General features: G+C 56.9%; 16 protein-coding genes and 1 pseudogene. 5 read left to right on the forward strand and 12 right to left on the reverse strand.

Going from position 1 to position 21,388, the window contains the following annotated elements; translation table 11 throughout:
• Positions 1 to 32: 32 nt before the first annotated feature.
• From cysA to ABLU86_RS15915, 8 genes are all read right to left on the reverse strand, one after another.
• The gene (gene cysA / locus ABLU86_RS15880; protein WP_015365491.1) at positions 33 to 1,127 is read right to left on the reverse strand and encodes a sulfate/thiosulfate ABC transporter ATP-binding protein CysA; all 1,095 of its coding nucleotides are present in this window, start codon (positions 1,125 to 1,127) and stop codon (positions 33 to 35) included.
• Positions 1,117 to 1,992 carry a sulfate/thiosulfate ABC transporter permease CysW gene (gene cysW / locus ABLU86_RS15885; protein ID WP_015365490.1) on the reverse strand — a complete coding sequence of 292 codons (876 nt, stop codon included), beginning with the start codon at positions 1,990 to 1,992 and terminating at the stop codon, positions 1,117 to 1,119. The genes cysA and cysW overlap by 11 nt, the downstream gene beginning before the upstream one ends.
• Positions 1,992 to 2,825 (reverse strand): sulfate/thiosulfate ABC transporter permease CysT, encoded by an 834-nt coding sequence (cysT, locus tag ABLU86_RS15890; protein ID WP_015365489.1) that lies wholly within the window; start codon positions 2,823 to 2,825, stop codon positions 1,992 to 1,994. Before cysT ends, cysW begins: the two co-directional genes overlap by 1 nt.
• On the reverse strand, positions 2,825 to 3,841 hold the full coding sequence (locus ABLU86_RS15895; RefSeq protein ID WP_015365488.1) for a sulfate ABC transporter substrate-binding protein: 1,017 nt from the start codon (positions 3,839 to 3,841) through the stop codon (positions 2,825 to 2,827). Before ABLU86_RS15895 ends, cysT begins: the two co-directional genes overlap by 1 nt.
• Before the next feature lie 208 nt (positions 3,842 to 4,049).
• Positions 4,050 to 4,949: a Dyp-type peroxidase gene (locus ABLU86_RS15900; RefSeq protein WP_015365487.1), complete on the reverse strand. Its 900-nt coding sequence runs from the start codon at positions 4,947 to 4,949 to the stop codon at positions 4,050 to 4,052.
• Between the two features lie 94 nt (positions 4,950 to 5,043).
• Positions 5,044 to 5,619 (reverse strand): RpoE-regulated lipoprotein, encoded by a 576-nt coding sequence (locus ABLU86_RS15905; RefSeq protein ID WP_348796239.1) that lies wholly within the window; start codon positions 5,617 to 5,619, stop codon positions 5,044 to 5,046.
• A gap of 61 nt (positions 5,620 to 5,680) precedes the next feature.
• Positions 5,681 to 6,130 (reverse strand): DUF2919 domain-containing protein, encoded by a 450-nt coding sequence (locus ABLU86_RS15910; RefSeq protein ID WP_032708856.1) that lies wholly within the window; start codon positions 6,128 to 6,130, stop codon positions 5,681 to 5,683.
• On the reverse strand, positions 6,117 to 6,542 hold the full coding sequence (locus ABLU86_RS15915; RefSeq protein WP_015365484.1) for a GNAT family acetyltransferase: 426 nt from the start codon (positions 6,540 to 6,542) through the stop codon (positions 6,117 to 6,119). Before ABLU86_RS15915 ends, ABLU86_RS15910 begins: the two co-directional genes overlap by 14 nt.
• 211 nt (positions 6,543 to 6,753) lie before the next feature.
• Between ABLU86_RS15915 and amiA the strand changes: the two genes are divergently transcribed.
• Positions 6,754 to 7,626 carry an N-acetylmuramoyl-L-alanine amidase AmiA gene (gene amiA, locus ABLU86_RS15920; protein WP_015365483.1) on the forward strand — a complete coding sequence of 291 codons (873 nt, stop codon included), beginning with the start codon at positions 6,754 to 6,756 and terminating at the stop codon, positions 7,624 to 7,626.
• Entirely contained in the window at positions 7,626 to 8,525 is a 900-nt protein-coding gene (gene hemF, locus ABLU86_RS15925) for an oxygen-dependent coproporphyrinogen oxidase (protein WP_348796238.1), read from the forward strand. Before amiA ends, hemF begins: the two co-directional genes overlap by 1 nt.
• Before the next feature lie 58 nt (positions 8,526 to 8,583).
• Here hemF and maeB read toward each other — a convergent pair whose 3' ends face one another.
• Positions 8,584 to 10,863 (reverse strand): NADP-dependent oxaloacetate-decarboxylating malate dehydrogenase, encoded by a 2,280-nt coding sequence (gene maeB, locus ABLU86_RS15930; protein ID WP_348796237.1) that lies wholly within the window; start codon positions 10,861 to 10,863, stop codon positions 8,584 to 8,586.
• Positions 10,864 to 11,156: 293 nt separating this feature from the next.
• Between maeB and tal the strand changes: the two genes are divergently transcribed.
• On the forward strand, positions 11,157 to 12,125 hold the full coding sequence (gene tal / locus ABLU86_RS15935) for a transaldolase (RefSeq protein ID WP_015365479.1): 969 nt from the start codon (positions 11,157 to 11,159) through the stop codon (positions 12,123 to 12,125).
• Positions 12,126 to 12,131: 6 nt separating this feature from the next.
• A complete protein-coding gene (gene tkt / locus ABLU86_RS15940) occupies positions 12,132 to 14,126 on the forward strand; it encodes a transketolase (protein WP_015365478.1) in 1,995 nt (664 codons plus the stop codon).
• On the opposite strand, the gene ABLU86_RS15945 is transcribed toward tkt, so the two are convergent.
• The 3 genes and pseudogenes from ABLU86_RS15945 to aegA form a co-directional block, all read right to left on the reverse strand.
• The gene (locus ABLU86_RS15945; RefSeq protein ID WP_042892993.1) at positions 14,116 to 15,162 is read right to left on the reverse strand and encodes a DUF1176 domain-containing protein; all 1,047 of its coding nucleotides are present in this window, start codon (positions 15,160 to 15,162) and stop codon (positions 14,116 to 14,118) included. The genes tkt and ABLU86_RS15945 overlap by 11 nt on opposite strands.
• A 77-nt stretch (positions 15,163 to 15,239) precedes the next feature.
• Positions 15,240 to 15,837 (reverse strand): annotated as a pseudogene (gene nudK / locus ABLU86_RS15950) (GDP-mannose pyrophosphatase NudK).
• Between the two features lie 58 nt (positions 15,838 to 15,895).
• Positions 15,896 to 17,866, reverse strand: a complete 1,971-nt coding sequence (gene aegA, locus ABLU86_RS15955) for a formate-dependent uric acid utilization protein AegA (RefSeq protein ID WP_045367594.1) — start codon at positions 17,864 to 17,866, stop codon at positions 15,896 to 15,898.
• A 383-nt stretch (positions 17,867 to 18,249) separates the two neighbouring features.
• Here aegA and acrD point away from each other — a divergent pair, with 383 nt between their 5' ends.
• Complete coding sequence (gene acrD / locus ABLU86_RS15960) at positions 18,250 to 21,363, forward strand: multidrug efflux RND transporter permease AcrD (protein WP_020078200.1); 3,114 nt, start codon at positions 18,250 to 18,252, stop codon at positions 21,361 to 21,363.
• Positions 21,364 to 21,388: the final 25 nt, after the last annotated feature.

Below are 21,388 nucleotides of genomic sequence, written 5' to 3' on the forward strand. Positions count from 1 at the left end.
GCCGCCCGGCAAAAGCACGTAGATTTAAGCTATCAGGCCGACTCTGCCAGAGCAAGTTCGCCGCGCGGCTCGATGCGCTCTGTTCCGTTATACAGGCGCGCATTCTGCAAGCCGACAAACAGGCGTTCGCCGCGGGACGGGGCCTCATCGCCCGCCAGCACCACGCTCAGCGGCTCGTCGTACCACCCAAGAGGCTGGACGACTAATTGGGTGTAGTGCCCCTTCGGACTGGCTTCCAGCACCTGCACCGGCAACGGCGAATCCAGGCTGGTACGGCGGCTGATATCTACTTCCCACGGCCGCAGGAACAGATCGACCGGCCCCTGGTATGCCGGGGTATAGCCTAAAGGCCAGCGGTGGGCGCCGACGTGGAACTGGCCACCGCGAATGGTGCCCTGCAGGCGGTTAACTTCGCCCATAAACTCGAGCACAAAACGGGTCGAAGGTTCACGCCAGACGCGTTCAGGCGCATCGGCCTGTTCGATGTTGCCCTGGCTCATTACCACTACCCGATCGGCGACTTCCATCGCCTCTTCCTGGTCGTGGGTAACAAACACGCTGGTGAATTTTAATTCTTCATGTAGCTGGCGCAGCCAGCGGCGCAGTTCTTTACGCACCTGCGCATCCAGCGCGCCAAAGGGTTCATCCAGCAGCAGAATTTGCGGCTCGACCGCCAGCGCGCGCGCTAACGCCACGCGTTGCTTCTGGCCGCCGGAAAGCTGCGCCGGATAACGGTCGGCAAGATGGGCCAGTTGCACCATCTCCAACAGTTTGGTCACCTTGGCTTTGATCGCCGCCGCATTGGGACGCTCACGGCGCGGCAGCACGGTCAGGCCAAAGGCGATGTTATCGAATACCGTCATATGTCGAAACAGCGCATAGTGCTGGAAAACAAAGCCCACTTTACGATCGCGCGCGTGCATTCGGCTCACGTCGGTACCGTGAAAACGGATATGGCCGCTGGATTGATGCTCCAGCCCGGCGATAATCCGCAATAAGGTGGTTTTACCGGAGCCGGACGGCCCCAACAGCGCAACCATCTGCCCGGAAGGGATATCCAGCGAGATATCATTCAGCACCTGGGTGCGACCAAACGATTTCTTAATATTGGCAATCTCAATGCTCATGATTTCCCTCCTGTTGCGCGCGTTTTTCCTGATTGGCCAGACGCCATTGCAACATACTCTTTAAAAACAGGGTCAAAATAGCCATTAACGTCAGCAGGGCCGCGGCGGTAAACGAACCGACGGTGTTGTAGTCCTGCTGCAGTAATTCAATTTGCAGCGGCAGCGACAGCGTTTCGCCGCGGATCGAGCCGGAAACGACCGACACCGCGCCGAATTCGCCAATCGCGCGGGCGTTGGTCAGCACCACGCCGTACAGCAGCGCCCAGCGAATATTGGGTAGCGTCACCCGACGGAACATCTGCCAACCGGAAGCGCCGAGCAGGATCGCCGCTTCATCTTCGTTGCTTCCCTGACTCATCATGACCGGCACCAGCTCGCGGACCACAAACGGACAGGTGACGAAGATAGTCGCCAGCACCATGCCCGGCCAGGCGAACATGATCTGCAGGTTGTGCTCATCAAGCCAGCCGCCGAGTGGGCCGTTGGAGCCATAAAAGAGTAAATAAACCAGACCTGCCACCACCGGCGAGACGGCGAACGGGATATCCAGCATCGTCAGCAGCAGCTGGCGGCCAGGGAAGGTAAAGCGTGTTACCAGCCAGGCCAGCAGCGTCCCGAACACCAGATTCACCGGCACGGTAATCAACGCGATCATCACCGTCAGCCAGATGGCGTGCAGCATGTCCGGATTGGCCAGGTTTTCCAGCACCGGCATTAACCCTTTACTGAAAGCCTGGACAAAAATATAAATCATCGGCACCACGAGGATGAAGGCGGATACCAGCATCCCGACGCCGATCAGAAACCATTTGCCCCAGTTGATCCGGGGCGCGTCATAGCGCTTCAATTGAGTAACTTCCGCCATTAGTGACCTACCACGCGTCGACCAAAGCGACTCTGCAGGGTGTTGATAGAGAACAGCAGCAGCAGCGAAGCCGCGAGGATCACCGAGGCAATCGCGCTCGCCGCCGGGTAATCAAACTCCTGCAAACGAATGAAAATCATCAGCGAAGTCACTTCCGTTTTCCATGCGATGTTGCCGGCGATAAAGATCACCGCACCGAACTCGCCAAGGCTGCGGGTAAACGACAGCGCAATCCCCGCCAGCAGGGCTGGCGACAGTTCAGGCAGCACCACTTTGCGGAAACTCTGTAAGCGCGTCGCGCCAAGGGTTTCCGCCGCCTCTTCATATTCCGGCCCTAACTCTTCCAGCACCGGCTGCACGGTACGCACCACAAACGGGATGCTGGTAAAGGCCATCGCCACCGCGATGCCAAGCCAGGTATAGGTCACTTTGATATCAAACTTCGCCAGCCACTCGCCGTACAAGCCATTAACCGAGAACAGCGAGGCCAGCGTCAGACCCGCCACCGCCGTCGGCAGCGCGAACGGCAGGTCCATTAGGGCATCGAGCAGCGTACGGCCTGGAAAACGATAACGGGTAAGAATCCACGCCATCAGCAGGCCGAACACGCCGTTAAAAATCGAGGCCACGAAGGCCGACAGCAGCGTGACTTTATAGGCGGCGACCACCTGAGGGTTGGTAATCACCTCCCAATACTGCGCCCAGCTCATCTGCGCCAGCTGCATCACCAGCGCGCTGAGCGGCAACAGTAAAATCAGGCACACAAACAGCAGGCTGGTGCCAAGGCTCAGGGTAAAGCCCGGCAGCACGCGCTTGGACGACACAGCCAACATTACTGACGCCCCGCTGCCAGCAGTTTGTCCAGCTCGCCGCCGCTGACGAAGTGGGTTTTCATCACTTCAGGCCAGCTGCCAAATTGGTCTTCCACGCGGAACAGTTCGGTCTGCGGGAATTTATCTTTCAGCGACGCCATCACTTTCGGATCGTTCACGCGATAGTAGTAATCGGTGATGATGGTCTGCGCCTGCGGACTATAGAGATAGTTCAGGTAGGCTTTCGCCGCTTTTTCAGTACCGTTGGCCTTAACGTTTTTGTCTACCCACGCGACCGGGAATTCGGCGAGGATATTGACCTTCGGCACAACGACTTCGAACCCCTGCGCTTCATACTGTTTACGGATGTTGTTAACTTCCGATTCAAAAGTAATCAGCACATCGCCCAACCCGCGCTCGACGAAGGTGGTCGTCGCGCCGCGACCGCCGGTATCGAATACCTCGACGTTCTTCAGGAACTGGGTCATGAACTGTTCGGTTTTGGCTTTATCGCCGCCATCGGCTTTGTCTGCCGCCCCCCAGGCCGCAAGATAGGTATAGCGCGCGTTGCCTGAAGTTTTAGGATTCGGGAAGATCAGCTTCACGTCAGAACGCACCAGATCGTTCCAGTCGTGAATATTTTTGGGGTTGCCCTTACGCACCAGGAACGCCATGGTCGAATAAAACGGCGAGCTGTTATTCGGCAGACGGCTCTGCCAGTCTGCCGGGATCAGGTTGCCTTTATCATGCAGAATCTGGACGTCCGTCACCTGGTTATAGGTCACGACGTCAGCCTTCAGACCTTGCAGAATCGCCAACGCCTGCTTGGAGGAGCCCGCATGTGACTGCTTAATGGTCAGCTTGTCGCCGCCGTTTTCTTTTGCCCACTGCTGTTCAAAAGGCGGATTAAGGGCGGCGAACAGCTCGCGGGAAACATCATAGGAACTGTTCAGCAGTTCAGTCGCCTGCGCCTGCGCCACCAGCAGCATGGAAGCCGCCAGCGCCAGATATCCTTTTTTCAGTGATTTAACGGCCATTGCGCACCCTTATCAAAAATGATCATTTACTGATGATCATCATATTTATAACGAGTACGAAAGGAGTAACGGTTTTATATACCGTTTGGCGATTTGGAAGTAGAAAAGAGAATAAGCAACTGGCAAAGCTTTGCTGAAAGCGGCTGTACGTATGCTGGATTCGCTTACACCCTAACCCTCTGGGTTAGGATTAGGGTGAGGGGAAAAATTACAGCGCCTGAATACGCTCCAGCGACGGCGCGAAGTAATAACCGCCGGTCACCGGTTTAGTGAAGCGCAGCATGGCATCGCGCTTACCGTCGGTATCGCCGAACATGCTCAGCAGCTGCTGCTCAATGTTATACAGGCGCGCGCAGTAGGCGCAGAAGTACAGGCCGTTAGTGCCGCTGGCGGTACCGTATGGCAGGCTCTGGCGGACGATTTTCAGCCCTTTGCCATCTTCTTTTAAGTCCACGCGGCTCAGGTGCGAAGTAATCGGGCGCTCGTCGCCGTCGATCTCTTCGTTGGCGTCTTTGGTACGGCCAATCATCATCTCCTGATCCGGCACGCTCATGCGGTTAAGCTGCTTAAGATTGTGCTCCCAGCGTTGCACGAATACGTAGCTGCCGCCCGCGTCAACGCCGTCTTTAATCACCGCGACTTCACGGCGGGTTTCTTCGCCTGCCGGGTTTTCGGTGCCGTCGACGAAGCCGCTCAGATCGCGTTCTTCCACCCAGCGGAAACCGTGAATTTCTTCTTTCACTTCAATGGCGTCGCCGAAAGCGGCCACCGCCGCCTGGGCGACGGAAAAGTTCACTTCATGACGGGCGGATAAAATATGAATCAACACGTCATACTGCGTGGATGGCGCCAGCCCTTTGCCGTAAACCGGAAAATCTTTTAACTCTTCCGCGCCTTCACCACCGCTCAGCTGACGCCAGACGGTATTGCCGAAAGCGACCACCGCGCCGAGTTTGGCGTCAGGGAATTTAGCCTGGAAGGTGGCCACGTTATCGACAAAAATTTTGCTCGCTTCGCGCAGGGCGTTAACGTCCCCTTTTACATTGGCTTCAATCCAAATCGCCGCGCGGCAATGTTCCGGCAAAATGCCGCTCTGAACCTGAGACATCGCTCCTCCTGAAATGATGCAACCACAACGCTATGACGTTGCTAACGCGCCATTGTAACCGTTTTTATCCGCCCACGTGTCTCTTCAGATCAAATTAGCGACGCCAGATAATTTTGCTGACTTTCCAGTTCTTCAGGGTATCGTCGGACGGCATCAGCTCGTCCGGGCCGCTCCAGTGGCCGGTAAAGGCGTAGCTGATGTGCTGGCTACCTGCGGCTTTACATTCCACCACCGCACCGTTATCAGAGACGCCTTTCTCGCAGTTGCCGAACGCTTTGCCGTACAGCTCGCTAAACGGGGTACCGATTTTCACGCCGCTGGCGGCGGGAATCGCGCTATCGCGCACGTCAATGCGGCTCACCGTACCGCCATCGCCGTTGATGGTCAGCGCCAGCTTGTCATCCTTTAGCGCTTCAAAATAGTGAACGATTTTGCCATCCGCGGTTTTCATTCCGCTGCGCAGACGGTAGCTGCCGCCGAGGGCATCGCTAATTGCCTGTTCATTGAGCGGCGTCGACGCCGTCAGTTTACCCACGCCCTGCTCGGTGACCTCGTTGGAGGAACCAAACCAGTTCCATGGATAGGCAGCCGACCAGTTCACCGCGCTCATCGTTGAGCAGCCGGTTAGCGCCAGCGGAAGCGCGCAAAGCATTAGACGTAGCGATTTCATAACTCAATCCTTTCTGATTCATTCAACGCATGTTGGAGTGCGCGATCGGCAAAAAGTGCCATTAAAGCGCTTCAAGGCGAAAACAGGCGTGCAACCTGCGGCTGGTTATCAGCCACCATAGCGCATAAATATCGGCCGCCAGCAGGGCGATGGTCAGCGTGGAAGGCGCCTCGCCGGTGAACCACAGCCACGGCTGCCAGGCCAGCAATAGCGCCTGTGAAGCAATCAGCAGCCAACGCATCAGCGGCCAGATCCGGGGAAAACGCTGACGCTGACCGCTCAACAAAAATGCCGCGACCGCCGGTACGCCGGGCAGTAAACCCAGCCAGAAGTTATCGTGATCGGGATAAAACAGGTTCAGCAGCGCATCCCCCTGCTGGCGGGAGGCGCCGGCCATGACGAATAGCACCCAGGTGCGCGCCTGCAGCAACAGCACGCCCCAAAACAACAGCGGCAGCCGTAAACGACCCTGGGTATCATAATCGGCAGGAATAAATTCAGTATTCTTCATCTTCAATCAGGCGCTTACCCAAGGTGAGTACATCCGAGTGCTCGTAACCGAGACGCTCGTACATCCCCTGCACCACATCGTTATCGTCACGCACCATAATTGAAATTTTCGGGCAACCGCGGGCGATCAGCTTCTTTTCCAGCCGATTGAGCAGCGCATTAGCGATACCGCGGCCGCGGTATTCCGGATGTACGCCAAGATAGTAAGCGGAGCCGCGGTGGCCGTCGTAACCGCCCATCACGGTCCCCACCACTTCACCGTTCACTTCAGCGACCAGAAACAAGCTCACGTCGTGGTTGAGCTTACGCTCGATATCCATTTCCGGATCGTTCCATGGGCGCAGAAGATCGCAGCGCTCCCAAAGGGTGATCACTTCTTCGAAATCCTGCTGGCGAAAAACGCGAATCTCCATGGTATTCCCCACCATTTACGGTTAAAAACAGTGATTATGGCGCGAATATGACTGATAGCCAATATCAGGCGAAATCATCAGCAAAAAATGGCATAATATCGCTTTGTCATGTATTGAAATGAAAAGTAAAACAATTCTTATTTTGAGTGGTCGTAACGGGAAACGCGATACGATATAACATTGGACATCACTTGTTTACAATTCAGGCCGAATGAGCACTTTTAAACCATTAAAAATACTTGCTTCGCGCCGTCAGGTGCTGAAAGCAGGACTGGCTGCGATGACGCTAACCGGCGTCGCTTCCCAAGCCACTGCCAAAGAGCAGCCGCTAAAAACTTCCAATGGACACAGCAAACCCGTCGCAAAGAAAGCAGGCAGCAGGCGTCTGGTGATGCTTGACCCCGGTCATGGCGGCATCGATACGGGGGCAATTGGCCACAACGGTTCGAAAGAAAAACACGTCGTGCTGGCCATTGCTAAAAATGTGCGCAGCATTTTACGCAGCAACGGCATCGATGCCCGTCTGACGCGTAGCGGCGATACCTTTATTCCACTGTACGATCGCGTTGAGATCGCCCACCAGCACGGCGCCGATCTGTTTATGTCGATTCACGCCGACGGCTTTACCAACCCGAGTGCGGCCGGCGCCTCCGTCTTTGCGCTCTCCAACCGCGGCGCCAGTAGCGCCATGGCGAAATATCTCTCCGAGCGCGAAAACCGCGCCGATGAGGTCGCCGGTAAAAAAGCAACGGATAAGGACCATCTGCTGCAGCAGGTATTGTTCGATTTGGTGCAAACCGACACCATTAAGAACAGCCTGACGCTCGGCTCGCATATTCTGAAAAAGATTAAGCCGGTGCATAAACTGCACAGCCGCAATACAGAGCAGGCGGCCTTTGTGGTGCTGAAGTCCCCTTCGATTCCCTCGGTGCTGGTCGAAACGTCGTTCATTACCAACCCAAATGAAGAGAAGCTACTCGGCACAACCGCTTTCCGCCAGAAGATTGCTAACGCTATCGCTTCCGGCATTATTAGTTATTTCCACTGGTTCGATAACCAGAAAGCGCATTCGAAGAGACGCTAATGAAACCCAATGTACAGCAGGTCAAAGCCTTCCTTCTTCAGCTGCAGGATGCCATTTGCGCCAAACTCTCCGCCGTTGACGGCAAGGATTTTGTTGAAGATAGCTGGCAGCGCGAAGGCGGCGGCGGCGGACGCAGCCGGGTTTTACGTGACGGCGGCATCTTTGAGCAGGCCGGGGTTAACTTTTCTCACGTCCACGGCGATGCGATGCCCGCCTCGGCTACCGCCCACCGCCCGGAACTGGCCGGGCGCAGCTTTGAAGCAATGGGGGTTTCGCTGGTGGTGCATCCACGCAACCCCTATGTGCCGACCAGCCACGCTAACGTTCGCTTTTTTATTGCCGAGAAGCCCGGCGCCGACCCGGTGTGGTGGTTCGGCGGCGGGTTTGATCTAACGCCTTATTATGGGTTTGAAGAAGACGCCATTCACTGGCATCGTACTGCCCGCGATTTATGCCTGCCGTACGGCGACGAGGTCTATCCGCGCTATAAAAAGTGGTGCGATGATTACTTCTTCCTTAAGCACCGTAACGAACAGCGCGGCATTGGCGGTCTGTTCTTTGATGATTTAAATACTCCGGACTTCGACCACTGCTTCGCCTTTATGCAGGCAGTGGGCAACGGCTTTACCGACGCTTACCTGCCGATCGTTGAGCGCCGAAAAACCACGCCTTATGGCGAACGAGAGCGCGATTTCCAGCTTTATCGCCGCGGGCGCTATGTGGAATTCAATCTGGTGTGGGATCGCGGCACGCTGTTCGGCCTGCAGACCGGCGGGCGTACGGAGTCTATTCTGATGTCGATGCCGCCGCTGGTGCGCTGGGAGTATGACTACCACCCGCAAGAAGGCAGCCCGGAAGCCGCGCTGAGTGAGTTCATCAAAGTGAAAGAGTGGATCTGAATTTAGCCACCTGAGACAAAAAAGCCCCGGCATACCGGGGCTTACTTTTTTATTGTGCTTATAGCGGCTGGGTCTGCGCTTCCACGACCGCCAGCGCCACCATGTTGACGATACGGCGCACGGAGGCGATAGGCGTGAGAATATGCACCGGCTTAGCGATACCCATCAGTACCGGCCCGACGGTTACCCCTTCCGAACTGGAGACGCGCAGCAGGTTGTAGCTGATACGCGCGGCTTCCATATTCGGCATCACCAGAATATTAGCCGCCCCTTTCAGCGGACTATCCGGCATACGATCGTTGCGGATGCTCTCCACCAGCGCGGCATCGCCGTGCATTTCGCCGTCAATCATCAGATCCGGCGCGCTCGCTTTCACCAATTCCAGCGTTTTGCGCATTTTGCTGGCAGACGGGCAATCAGCGGAACCGAAGTTAGAGTGCGACAGCAGCGCCACACGCGGTTCGATACCAAAACGACGCACGCTTTCCGCCGCCATCAGGGTGATCTCCGCCAGCTCTTCCGGCGATGGATCGTGATTGACGTAGGTGTCGGCGATAAAGGTGTTGCCGCTTGGCAGCAGCAGCGCGTTCATCGCCCCGGCGGTGCTGACGCCGTCGCGGAAGCCAAACAGCGGCTGAACCACGCGATAGTGCTCATGATAATCACCGATGGTTCCGCAGATCATCGCATCCGCCTCACCGCGATGAACCATAATCGCGCCAATGACCGAAGTGTTGCTAATGACCGCCCGCTGCGCCTGCTCTTGGGTAATGCCGCGGCGCTTCATCAACTGGTAGTACTCGCTCCAGTACTCTTTGAAGCGCGGATCGGATTCATTATTGACGATTTCGAAGTCCACGCCCGCTTTAATCTGCAGGCCCAGTTTCTGGATGCGCATTTCAATCACGCTCGGACGACCGATGAGGATCGGCTTCGCCAGCCCCAGAGAAACCAGCTCCTGCGTGGCGTGCAGCACACGAGTCTCCTCACCTTCCGCCAGCACCACGCGCTTCGGCTCTTTGCGCGCCTGGGAGAAGATCGGCTTCATAAACAGGTTAGTTTTATAAACGAACTCGCTCAGTTTCTCGACGTAGGCATCGAAGTCGGCAATCGGCCGGGTCGCCACGCCGGATTGCATCGCCGCTTTAGCGACCGCTGGCGCGATCTTGACGATCAGGCGCGGATCGAACGGTTTCGGAATAATGTACTCCGGGCCAAAGCTGAGATCCTGGTCGCCATAGGCGGAAGCCACGACTTCGCTCTGTTCGGCATGCGCCAGCTCGGCGATAGCATGAACCGCCGCCAGCTTCATCTCTTCGTTTATCGCCGTCGCGCCAACATCCAGCGCGCCGCGGAAGATGAACGGGAAGCACAGCACGTTGTTGACCTGGTTTGGATAGTCGGAACGGCCGGTACAAATAATCACGTCGTCGCGCACTTCCTTCGCCAGCGGCGGCAGGATTTCCGGCTCCGGATTCGCCAGCGCGAGGATCAGCGGTGAGCGCGCCATCTTCTTGACCATCTCCGGAGTCAGAACTTTCGGCCCGGAGCAGCCAAGGAAAATGTCCGCGCCATCGATGACATCGTCGAGGGTACGTTTCCCGTCGTCTTCCACCGCGTAGGCCGCTTTGGTTTCCGCCATGTTGGCTTCGCGGTCTTTATAGATAACGCCTTTCGAGTCGCAGACCACGATATTGTGTTTCTGCATTCCCAGCGCCACCAGCAGGTTCATACAGGCGATAGCCGCCGCTCCCGCGCCGGAGACCACCATCCGCACATCAGAGAGATTCTTCTCAACCACCCGCAGACCGTTGAGGATCGCCGCGGTGCTGATAATCGCCGTGCCGTGCTGATCGTCGTGAAACACCGGAATATTCATGCGTTCACGCAGTTTCTGCTCAATGTAGAAACATTCCGGCGCTTTAATATCTTCGAGGTTGATGCCGCCAAACGTCGGCTCCAGGGCGGCGACGACATTAATGAATTTGTCAGGATCCAACTCATCGACTTCAATATCGAACACATCGATACCGGCGAACTTTTTAAACAGAACGCCCTTTCCTTCCATTACCGGTTTTCCGGCCAGCGCGCCGATATTGCCTAAACCGAGGACGGCGGTACCGTTAGAGACCACCGCAACAAGGTTGCCGCGAGCGGTGTATTTGTAAGCGGCCAAAGGATCCTTCTCAATTTCCAGGCACGGCGCGGCAACGCCCGGCGAATATGCCAGCGCCAGATCGCGTTGGGTCGCCAGGGGTTTAGTCGGCGACACCTGAATTTTCCCGGGCACCGGGAACTCGTGGAAATCGAGGGCGCTTTGTTTCAACTGCTCATCCATTTTATGGTTCCTTTCACGTATCGAATCGTAGGGGGTGAAGCGTGATGGCGAGCCGTCGGCCCGCCTTAAGGCGAGGCTTAGTATCGCGCCTGACGGCGGTTTAAACTTTGAAGGCCGCCATACTCTTGCCATCACAAAGGTCTGGTTGTTATCAATTTATAATATTTATGTAACCTAGTTTCACGGTCAATGATAGCCCCGTCTGCTATGCTTTTTAGTTATGTACCTCATCACGACCTCTACCGCATAACGACAAGAACTCATGCAACTTATTGTTCCAGGAGTACTTTTTAATGAACCAGCTAGACAGTATCAAACAATTCACCACCGTAGTCGCCGACAGCGGCGACATTGAATCTATCCGCCACTATCAGCCTGAAGATGCCACCACCAACCCTTCGCTGCTCTTAAAGGCTGCCGGACTGGATAACTACGCCGGGCTTATCGATGATGCCCTCGCCTGGGCTGCAAAACAGGGCGGCAACCGCGAGACGCAGGTCGCCAATGCCTGCGATAAACTGGCGGTCAATTTTGGTGCGGAAATACTCAAAAGCATCCCAGGGCGCGTCTCCACCGAAGTCGATGCCCGTCTCTCCTTCAATCGTGAAAAAAGTATCGAGAAAGCGCGCCATCTGGTCGCTCTTTATCAGGAAATGGGGATCGATAAGTCGCGGATCCTGATCAAACTAGCCTCCACCTGGGAAGGGATCCGCGCCGCGGAGGTGCTGGAAAAAGAAGGGATTCACTGCAACCTGACGCTGCTGTTCTCTTTCGCCCAGGCTCGCGCCTGTGCTGAAGCCGGCGTGTTTCTGATTTCGCCCTTCGTCGGGCGTATTTACGACTGGTATCAGGCGCGTCAGCCGTTAGATCCTTACGTGGTTGATGAAGACCCGGGGGTGAAATCGGTGCGCAATATCTACGACTATTTCAAACTCCATAAGTACAACACCATCGTGATGGGCGCCAGCTTCCGCCGCACCGAACAAATCCTCGCGCTGGTCGGCTGCGACCGCCTCACCATCTCCCCAGCCTTGTTACAAGAGCTGCAGGCCAGCGACGCGCCGGTAATACGCAAACTCATCCCCGCTCATCAGATACTGCCACGCCCGGTTCCGATGAGCGAAGCGGAATTCCGCTGGGAGCATAACCAGGATCCGATGGCGGTAGAAAAACTGGCGGAAGGTATTCGCCAGTTCGCCGTCGATCAACGCAAACTGGAAGATCTGCTAGCAGCAAAACTGTCATCCTTTGTCACGGAGTAAACGACTATGTCCCGAAGAGAGCTTGCTAACGCCATTCGCGCCCTGAGCATGGACGCCGTCCAGAAAGCCAATTCCGGCCACCCCGGCGCTCCGATGGGGATGGCGGATATCGCCGAAGTGCTGTGGAACGATTTTCTCAAGCACAACCCGACAAATCCGCACTGGTACGATCGCGATCGTTTCATTTTGTCTAACGGCCATGCTTCGATGCTGCTGTATAGCCTACTGCATTTGACCGGCTACGATCTGCCGATGAATGAGCTGAAAAACTTCCGCCAGCTGCATTCGAAAACGCCGGGTCACCCGGAACATGGTTATACCCCCGGCGTGGAAACCACCACCGGGCCGCTCGGCCAGGGGCTGGCTAACGCCGTCGGGATGGCTATCGCCGAACGTACGCTGGCGGCGCAGTTTAACCGTCCCGGCCACGACATCGTCGATCACTACACCTGGGTGTTTATGGGCGATGGCTGTCTGATGGAGGGGATTTCTCACGAGGCCAGTTCGCTGGCGGGCACCCTGGGATTAGGCAAGCTGATCGGGTTCTACGATCACAACGGTATCTCTATTGACGGCCACGTTGAAGGCTGGTTCACCGACGATACCGCCGAGCGCTTTCGCGCCTACCACTGGCACGTGATTGGCGATATCGACGGTCACGATCCGCAGGCGGTGAAGCAGGCAATCCAGGAGGCGCAGGCGGTAACAGACAAACCCTCGCTGATTATTTGCCGCACCATAATCGGCTTTGGTTCACCAAATAAAGCCGGTTCCGAAGAGTCGCACGGCGCGGCCTTGGGGGAAAAGGAGGTCGCGCTGGCCCGCGAACAGCTGGGCTGGAAATACCCGCCGTTTGAAATCCCGAAAGAAATTTATCAGGGCTGGGATGCGCGGCCGCGCGGCGAGAAAGCAGAACATGCGTGGAATGAAAAATTCGCCGCTTATCAGCAGCAGTATCCAGAACTGGCGGCTGAGCTCAAACGGCGCATGGAAGGCGAGCTCCCGGATAACTGGCAAAAAACGGCCCGCGATTATGTAGCGAAGCTACAGTCGGAACCGGCGAAGATCGCCAGCCGTAAGGCTTCACAAAATGCGCTTAACGCCTACGGCCCGGATTTGCCTGAGCTGCTCGGCGGTTCCGCCGACCTGGCGCCCAGTAACCTGACGATCTGGTCCGGCTCGAAGTCGATCAAAGAGGATCAGGCGGGTAATTATATCCACTACGGCGTACGCGAATTCGGTATGACCGCGGTGGCTAACGGCATCGCCCTGCACGGCGGTTTTATTCCCTATACCTCGACTTTCCTGATGTTCGTCGAATACGCGCGTAACGCCGCACGCATGGCGGCGCTGATGAAGGCGCATCAGATTATGGTCTATACCCATGATTCAATCGGCCTTGGCGAAGATGGCCCAACGCACCAGGCGGTAGAGCAGCTGGCAAGCCTGCGGCTGACGCCCAATTTTAGTACCTGGCGGCCGTGCGATCAGGTGGAAACCGCCGTCGCCTGGCAGGCGGCCATTGAGCGCAAGGACGGCCCTACCGCATTAATCCTTTCGCGACAGAATCTGGCGCAAATGGCCCGTACGCCGGAACAGGTGCAGGAAATTGCTCGCGGCGGTTACGTTCTGAAGGATGCGGGCGGCAAGCCGGATCTCATCCTGATCGCCACCGGTTCGGAAGTCGAGATCGCCGTTCAGGCGGCGGAGACGCTGCTGGCCAGCGGCATAAACGTGCGGGTGGTGTCGCTGCCTTCCACCGACGTTTTCGATGCTCAGGATGAGGCCTGGCGCGAGTCGGTGCTGCCTTCCGATGTTAGCGCCCGCGTCGCTATCGAAGCCGGTATCGCCGACTACTGGTATAAATATGTCGGCCTGAAAGGCGCAATTGTTGGTATGACCCGCTACGGGGAATCGGCGCCCGCCGACAAGCTGTTCCCGTTCTTCGGCTTTACCGCTGAACATATTGTCGAAGTCAGCCGTAAGGTGCTTAACGGGTGATCCATAGTGTGGGCCAGGCGTCTGGCCCTTGCCAGTTATCGCACTGCGGTTGCTGAGCGTAGCGGGTCAAATTGAACCGCTGGCCGTCATAACGCCAGCGGGTTTGGATCCCGCAATCGCCCGGCGCGCGGCCTTTATCGAAGGTCACCAGTTCATGACGCTGCTCGTCAAAGCTGGCGTTAATCAACTCAATATCACGCGGCGCATTGCCGGGCGGCTGGAAAGGCAGCGCCAGGCGCACCTGGCGGGCAAGATGCGGCGTTTTGCGCGACACCAGCCACGCCAGCCAAACGGTATTGTAGGCGCCCGCTTCGCAACTGGTCATCAGCAGAACTTTCTCATCGGTCAGCGCGGTGACGCGGATTTCCCGGCGGAAAGGATCGAGCGAACAGGGGCTGGCGTTCATCCGCTCATTGCCGTAATCGATAAGTTCATTAAGTTCGTCGCGGCTGAGGGGCGACTGCGCCACCTCCGCTTTGCCTACGGTGCGCAACGCCGGCGCTGGCGGTACGCTGAGCGGTGGTTCTTCACCTTTGCCGACCCACGCGGTTTCGCTGCCGACCCGCTTTTGCCGATTATCAATAAATAGCAGCGCGGCCTTCAGGCCCTTCAACGAAATGCTTTGCAGACCGTTTTGCAGGGTAATCTCTTTCCCCTCCTGGGCCTGCTGCAGGAAAGCGTCGATACTGACGCTATCACCGGTTTTAATCAGCTTATCGGCAATCTGCCAATGTTTACCGTCAAAATGCAGCGGTTTTCCATCTAGCTGCAGCCGCGGGCCGATGGCCGCCAGCGCGGCGACCGGATTACCAACGCCGCCAAGTTCGATGCGTAAAGCGGCATCGGTGGCCGCCCCCGCGCTGCGGCTTAACGTCATCACCAATCCATGATGTAGCCCGACATTACGCGTGACGCAATAATTTTGATTGTTGCAGGTGACAAGCCAGTCTCCAAACAACTGCTGGGCTGGCGCCGCCCACGCCAACGACGTCGGCAGAAAACCGAAAAAAAGCAGTATTAAAACCCGATAAAGCATGAGCGGCACAATCCCGAAGTATGACTGACAGAATGATTTCTAATTCGTCATTATCATCAGCACTGGCGGGGTTTTGCTCAATCAGATTTATCAGAGATCCCGCGACATCAGGCCGGAATTTTGTAGGTATTGCAGCAGGATCACCGCTTTGCCATCCTGGATTTCACCGCTGGCGACCATTTCCAGCGCCCGGACGAACGGCAGTTCCAGCACCTCAATATCTTCATCATCTACGCCGCCGCCCCGGTTAGCGCGCTGCGCCTCGCTGTATTCGGCGATAAAAAAGTGAATCAGTTCGGTCACGCCGCCGGGCGACATATAGAGTTCGAAGACCTTGCGCGCCTCGCCGACCTGATAGCCGGTCTCCTCAATCGCCTCCTTGCGGATGCATACCTCTGGCGCGTCGTTATCCAGCAGCCCGGCGCAGGTTTCAATCAGCATGCCATCCGGGTTGCCGTTAACCCAGGTGGCGACGCGGAACTGACGCACCAGTACCACGCTCTGCTTGTTGGGGTTGTAAAGCAGAACCGTGGCGCCGTTGCCGCGATCGTACACTTCGCGTTTGTGACGCACGACGCTGCCGTCGCGGCGCGTCAACTCATAGGTCATGTTGCGCAGCAGAAAGTAGTTTTCGGAGAGGATTTTATCTTTAATGACGTGAATATTAAGTGACATGCAAACTCCGCAGCGTGAAATAACCCAGTCATACTACGCCGCGGAGCCTGCTTTGTCGTTAGTGCGGCAGTGCGGAAGCGACACCAAGATAGTCCATGATCCCCTGCGCGGCATGCCGCCCTTCCGCCATCGCCGTCACCACCAAATCCGCGCCGCGTACCGCGTCGCCGCCGGCAAAGATCTTCTGATTACTGGTCTGGTAACGATAGCGGCTCTCCACGTTCGCCTTGATCCGCCCGCGACTGTCCAACTGTACCCCTGCGACTTCCAGCCACGGCATCGAATGCGGGTGGAAACCAAACGCCATAATGACCGCATCGGCAGGCATCACAAATTCGCTGCCGGGGATCGGCGACGGGCTGCGGCGGCCCTGAGCGTCCGGTTCGCCAAGCCGGGTACGCAGAAAGCGCACGCCGCTGACCCGGCCGTCCTCGCCGAGCTCAAGGGTGATCGGCTGAACATTGAATTCAAAGCTCGCCCCCTCTTCGCGGGCGTTTTTGACCTCTTTTTTCGACCCCGGCATGTTAGCTTCATCCCGACGATAGGCGCAGGTAACCTGTTGCGCACCGTGGCGCAGCGCGGTACGCACGCAGTCCATCGCCGTATCGCCGCCCCCCAGCACGACAACATTCAGCCCGGCGGTATCGATATAAGGTTCATCGGCCAGCGCTTCCAGCCCCATCACTTGTTTAGTGTTGGCGATAAGGAACGGCAGCGCTTCATACACGCCCGGCGCCTCCTCATTGGGCAGATCGGCTTTCATCGAGCGATAGGTACCGGCGCCGACGAAAACCGCGTCATAGTCTGCAAGCAGTTGAGCGAGTTCGATGTCTTTGCCCACCTCGCAGTTCAGTTCAAAGCGGATACCCATTTGGCTGAAAATCTCGCGCCGACGGGCCAGCAATGATTTATCCAGCTTGAAAGGCGGAATACCGAAAGTCAGCAAGCCGCCGATTTCCGGGTGGCGATCGAACACCACCGGCGCCACGCCGCTACGCGCCAGAAGGTCGGCGCAGGCCAGGCCCGCAGGCCCGGCGCCGATGATGGCAACCTTCTTGCCGCTGGCTTTTACCGCCGAAAGGTTCGGGCGCCAGCCGTCGGCCAGCGCCTGGTCGGAGATATAGCGTTCGATGTTGCCGATAGTCACCGAGCCGCTCTCGTCGCGCAGCGTGCAGGCGCCTTCGCACAGGCGATCCTGCGGGCAGACGCGGCCGGTGATTTCCGGCAGACAGTTGGTTTGATGGGAAAGCTCAACGGCGCTGGCGATGTCGCCGGCTTTTACCCGCTCGATCCACTGCGGAATATGGTTATGCAGCGGACAGGTCCACTCGCAGATGCTGCGATCGCCGCATTTCAGACAGCGTTGCGTTTCCCGCCGCGCCTGCGCGGCGCTGAAGGGCAAATAGATTTCGCCAAAGTGCTGTTTACGCGCATCAGCCGCCAGTTTATCCGCCTCGCCGCGCGCGGGCGTGGCCACCATCTGGCTGGCCTTATCGCCAGAGGTTGACGCTAAAGCGGTCAAAGTACGATGTTGCCACGACGCCGCATCCGCACGCGCTGCCCGCAGGCGCCGCGTTTTCGACATCTCGCTTAGCGTGGAATCGGTCGCCAGCTGTAATGCCTGCGCCGGACAATTCTGCACGCAGGCCGGCCCGGCTTGGCGCTCATGGCATAAGTCGCACTTGTGCGCCGTTGCCCTGCCGTCTGGCGTGACGACGATTTGCATCACGCCAAAGGGGCAAGCCACCACGCAGGATTTACAGCCAATACATTTTTCTCCATGCACCAATACGCTGTCATCCTGCTGGCTAATGGCGCCATTAGGGCAGCTACGCACGCAGGGCGCGCCTTCACAGTGACGACAGGTTACCGCGTTACGCTGTTTCTGGTTTTTAATAACGGTAATACGCGGCAAAAAGCGCTGTGGGGTCAAGACATGTTGTTCGCCATTATGCGCCATCACGCAGGCCACTTCGCAGCCCCTGCATCCGATGCATTTGCGACTATCGCTCATAATAAAGTGGTTCATACATCCTTCCGGCTTATCGCTAATAACCCCTCATTTAGTATGACTGTTTATTACCTGACATCATGACCGTGGGACAATGGTCATTTGCCCAGAAATCGGCTTTTCTCGCCAGAATCCGGTTTAGATCAAAAATATTGACCTGAATGAAATTTTGTTTCATTTAGCTGAGCAATAATAGGCGGCTTTGACGGAATGACAGAAAAGACGTGATAAGCGCATATAAATTCAGAGAGGAGCGGCAGAGGTTTCTTTACGCTCTCATAAAAGACACATGATAAATTACACTATCTCCTTAATTTCTCCACGATTGCCTGCGGGGTTAACTATAAAGTGTCACAAGCTGCGCAATAACAAAAAATGTATACAATGAGGTCCTGATTCCGATGGCGAATTTCTTTATCGATCGCCCCATCTTTGCCTGGGTTTTGGCTATTCTGTTGGTCCTGACCGGCACGTTGGCAATTTTGTCGCTCCCCGTAGAACAATATCCGGATTTGGCGCCGCCTAACGTCCGGGTGACGGCCAATTATCCCGGCGCCTCCGCGCAGACGCTAGAGAATACCGTGACCCAGGTTATCGAACAGAATATGACCGGCCTCGATAACCTCATGTACATGTCATCGCAAAGTAGCGCCACCGGTCAGGCAACGGTTACCCTGAGCTTTACCGCAGGTACCGACCCGGATGAAGCAGTGCAGCAGGTACAAAACCAGCTGCAATCGGCGATGCGTAAACTGCCGCAGGCGGTACAGAATCAGGGGGTCACGGTGCGCAAAACCGGCGACACCAACATTCTCACTCTTGCGTTTGTCTCTACCGACGGCAGCATGGATAAGCAGGATATTGCCGACTACGTCGCCAGTAACGTGCAGGATCCTCTAAGCCGCGTCAACGGCGTCGGCGATATCGACGCCTACGGTTCGCAGTACTCAATGCGTATCTGGCTCGATCCGGCGAAACTCAACAGCTATCAGATGACGGCGAAAGATGTGACTGACGCCATCGAATCGCAGAACGCGCAGATTGCCGTCGGCCAGTTGGGCGGTACCCCGTCGGTGGATAAACAGGCGCTGAACGCCACCATCAACTCACAATCGCTGCTGCAAACGCCGCAGCAGTTCCGCGATATTACCCTGCGCGTGAATCAGGATGGTTCGGAAGTCACGCTGGGCGACGTCGCCAGCGTCGAAATGGGCGCTGAAAAATATGATTATCTGAGCCGCTATAATCGTCAGGCCGCTTCGGGACTAGGGATTAAGCTCGCCTCCGGCGCCAACGAAATGGCCACCGCCGAGCGCGTTATCGCCCGTCTTGATGAACTGTCGCAATATTTTCCGCACGGGCTGCAGTATAAAGTCGCCTACGAGACCACCTCTTTTGTCAAAGCCTCGATTACCGATGTGGTAAAAACGCTGCTGGAGGCGATTCTGCTGGTGTTCCTGGTCATGTATTTGTTCTTGCAGAACTTCCGCGCGACCCTGATCCCGACCATCGCCGTACCGGTGGTATTGATGGGCACCTTCGCGGTGCTCTACGCCTGCGGCTACAGTATTAACACCCTGACGATGTTCGCGACGGTGCTGGCTATCGGCCTGCTGGTCGATGACGCCATCGTCGTGGTCGAAAACGTCGAGCGCATTATGAGCGAGGAAGGGCTCTCGCCGCGCGAAGCGACGCGAAAATCGATGAAGCAGATCCAGGGCGCGCTGGTCGGTATCGCTATGGTGCTATCGGCGGTATTCGTGCCCATGGCCTTCTTCGGCGGCACCACCGGCGCCATTTACCGCCAGTTCTCCATTACCATCGTTTCAGCAATGGTGCTGTCGGTGCTGGTAGCGATGATCCTCACCCCGGCGCTGTGCGCCACGCTGTTAAAACCGATTCACAAAGGCGAAGTACATGGTCAAAAAGGGTTCTTTGGCTGGTTTAACCGCGCCTTCAACCGCAGCGCCAGCCGCTATGAAACTTTCGTAGGCAAAATTCTCCACCGCTCGCTGCGCTGGATTTTGATTTACGTCCTGCTGCTCGGCGGCATGGTGCTGCTGTTCCTGCATCTGCCGACTTCGTTCCTGCCGCTGGAAGACCGCGGTATGTTCACCACCTCGATACAGCTTCCGAGCGGTTCCACCCAACAGCAGACGCTGAAAGTGGTGCAGAAAGCGGAGGATTATTTCCTCAATAACGAGAAGAGTAACGTCGAGTCGGTGTTTGCTACCGTCGGCTCCGGCCCCGGCGGCAACGGCCAGAACGTCGCTCGTATGTTTGTCCGCCTTAAAGACTGGGACCAGCGAGACCCGACAACCGGTTCCTCGTTCGCTATCATTGAGCGCGCGACCAAAGCCTTCAATAAAATTAAAGAAGCGCGCGTTTTTGCCAGCAGCCCACCGGCCATCAGCGGTCTTGGCAGCTCCGCGGGCTTCGATATGGAGCTCGAAGACCACGCCGGTAATGGTCACGAGGCGTTGATGTCAGCACGCGACAAGCTGCTGGAGCTGGCGGCGAACAATGACCAGCTCACCCGCGTTCGCCACAACGGTCTGGACGACAGCCCGCAGCTACAGGTTGATATCGACCAGCGTAAAGCCCAGGCGCTGGGGGTCTCTATTGATGATATTAACGATACGCTGCAGACCGCCTGGGGTTCGAGCTACGTAAACGACTTTATGGATCGCGGACGCGTGAAGAAGGTCTACGTCCAGGCAGCGGCGAAATATCGCATGCTGCCTGACGATATCAATTTGTGGTATGTGCGTAACAGTAGCGGCACCATGGTACCGTTCTCCGCCTTCGCCACCTCGCGTTGGGAAACGGGGTCACCGCGCCTCGAACGTTACAATGGCTACTCAGCGGTCGAGATCGTCGGTGAGGCCGCGCCAGGCGTCAGTACCGGTACCGCCATGACCATCATGGAAGAGTTAGCCAAACAGCTACCGAACGGTTTCGGCCTTGAATGGACGGCGATGTCCTATCAGGAGCGTTTGTCTGGCGCTCAGGCGCCTGCCCTGTACGCCATTTCTCTGCTGGTGGTGTTCCTGTGTCTGGCGGCGCTATATGAAAGCTGGTCGGTACCATTCTCGGTGATGCTGGTGGTGCCGCTGGGGGTTATCGGCGCGCTGCTGGCGACCTGGATGCGCGGCCTGGAAAACGACGTCTACTTCCAGGTTGGTCTGTTGACGGTCATCGGCCTGTCGGCAAAGAACGCCATCCTGATTGTTGAGTTCGCCAACGAACTGAACCAGAAAGGCGAAGATCTGCTGATCGCCACGCTATCGGCCTGCCGCCAGCGTCTACGCCCGATACTGATGACCTCGCTGGCGTTTATCTTCGGCGTGCTGCCGATGGCCACCAGTACCGGCGCGGGTTCCGGCAGTCAGCATGCGGTCGGTACCGGCGTCATGGGCGGGATGCTCTCCGCCACCGTGCTGGCCATCTTCTTTGTACCGCTGTTCTTCGTGTTGGTGCGCCGCCGCTTCCCGCTGAAAGAGAGGCCGGAATAAACCTGCAAATAACAGAAAAGGCGAC

Origin of the sequence: Klebsiella sp. JN_Kp121 (assembly GCF_040062145.1) — a bacterium.
GTDB classification, from domain to species: domain Bacteria; phylum Pseudomonadota; class Gammaproteobacteria; order Enterobacterales; family Enterobacteriaceae; genus Klebsiella; species Klebsiella aerogenes.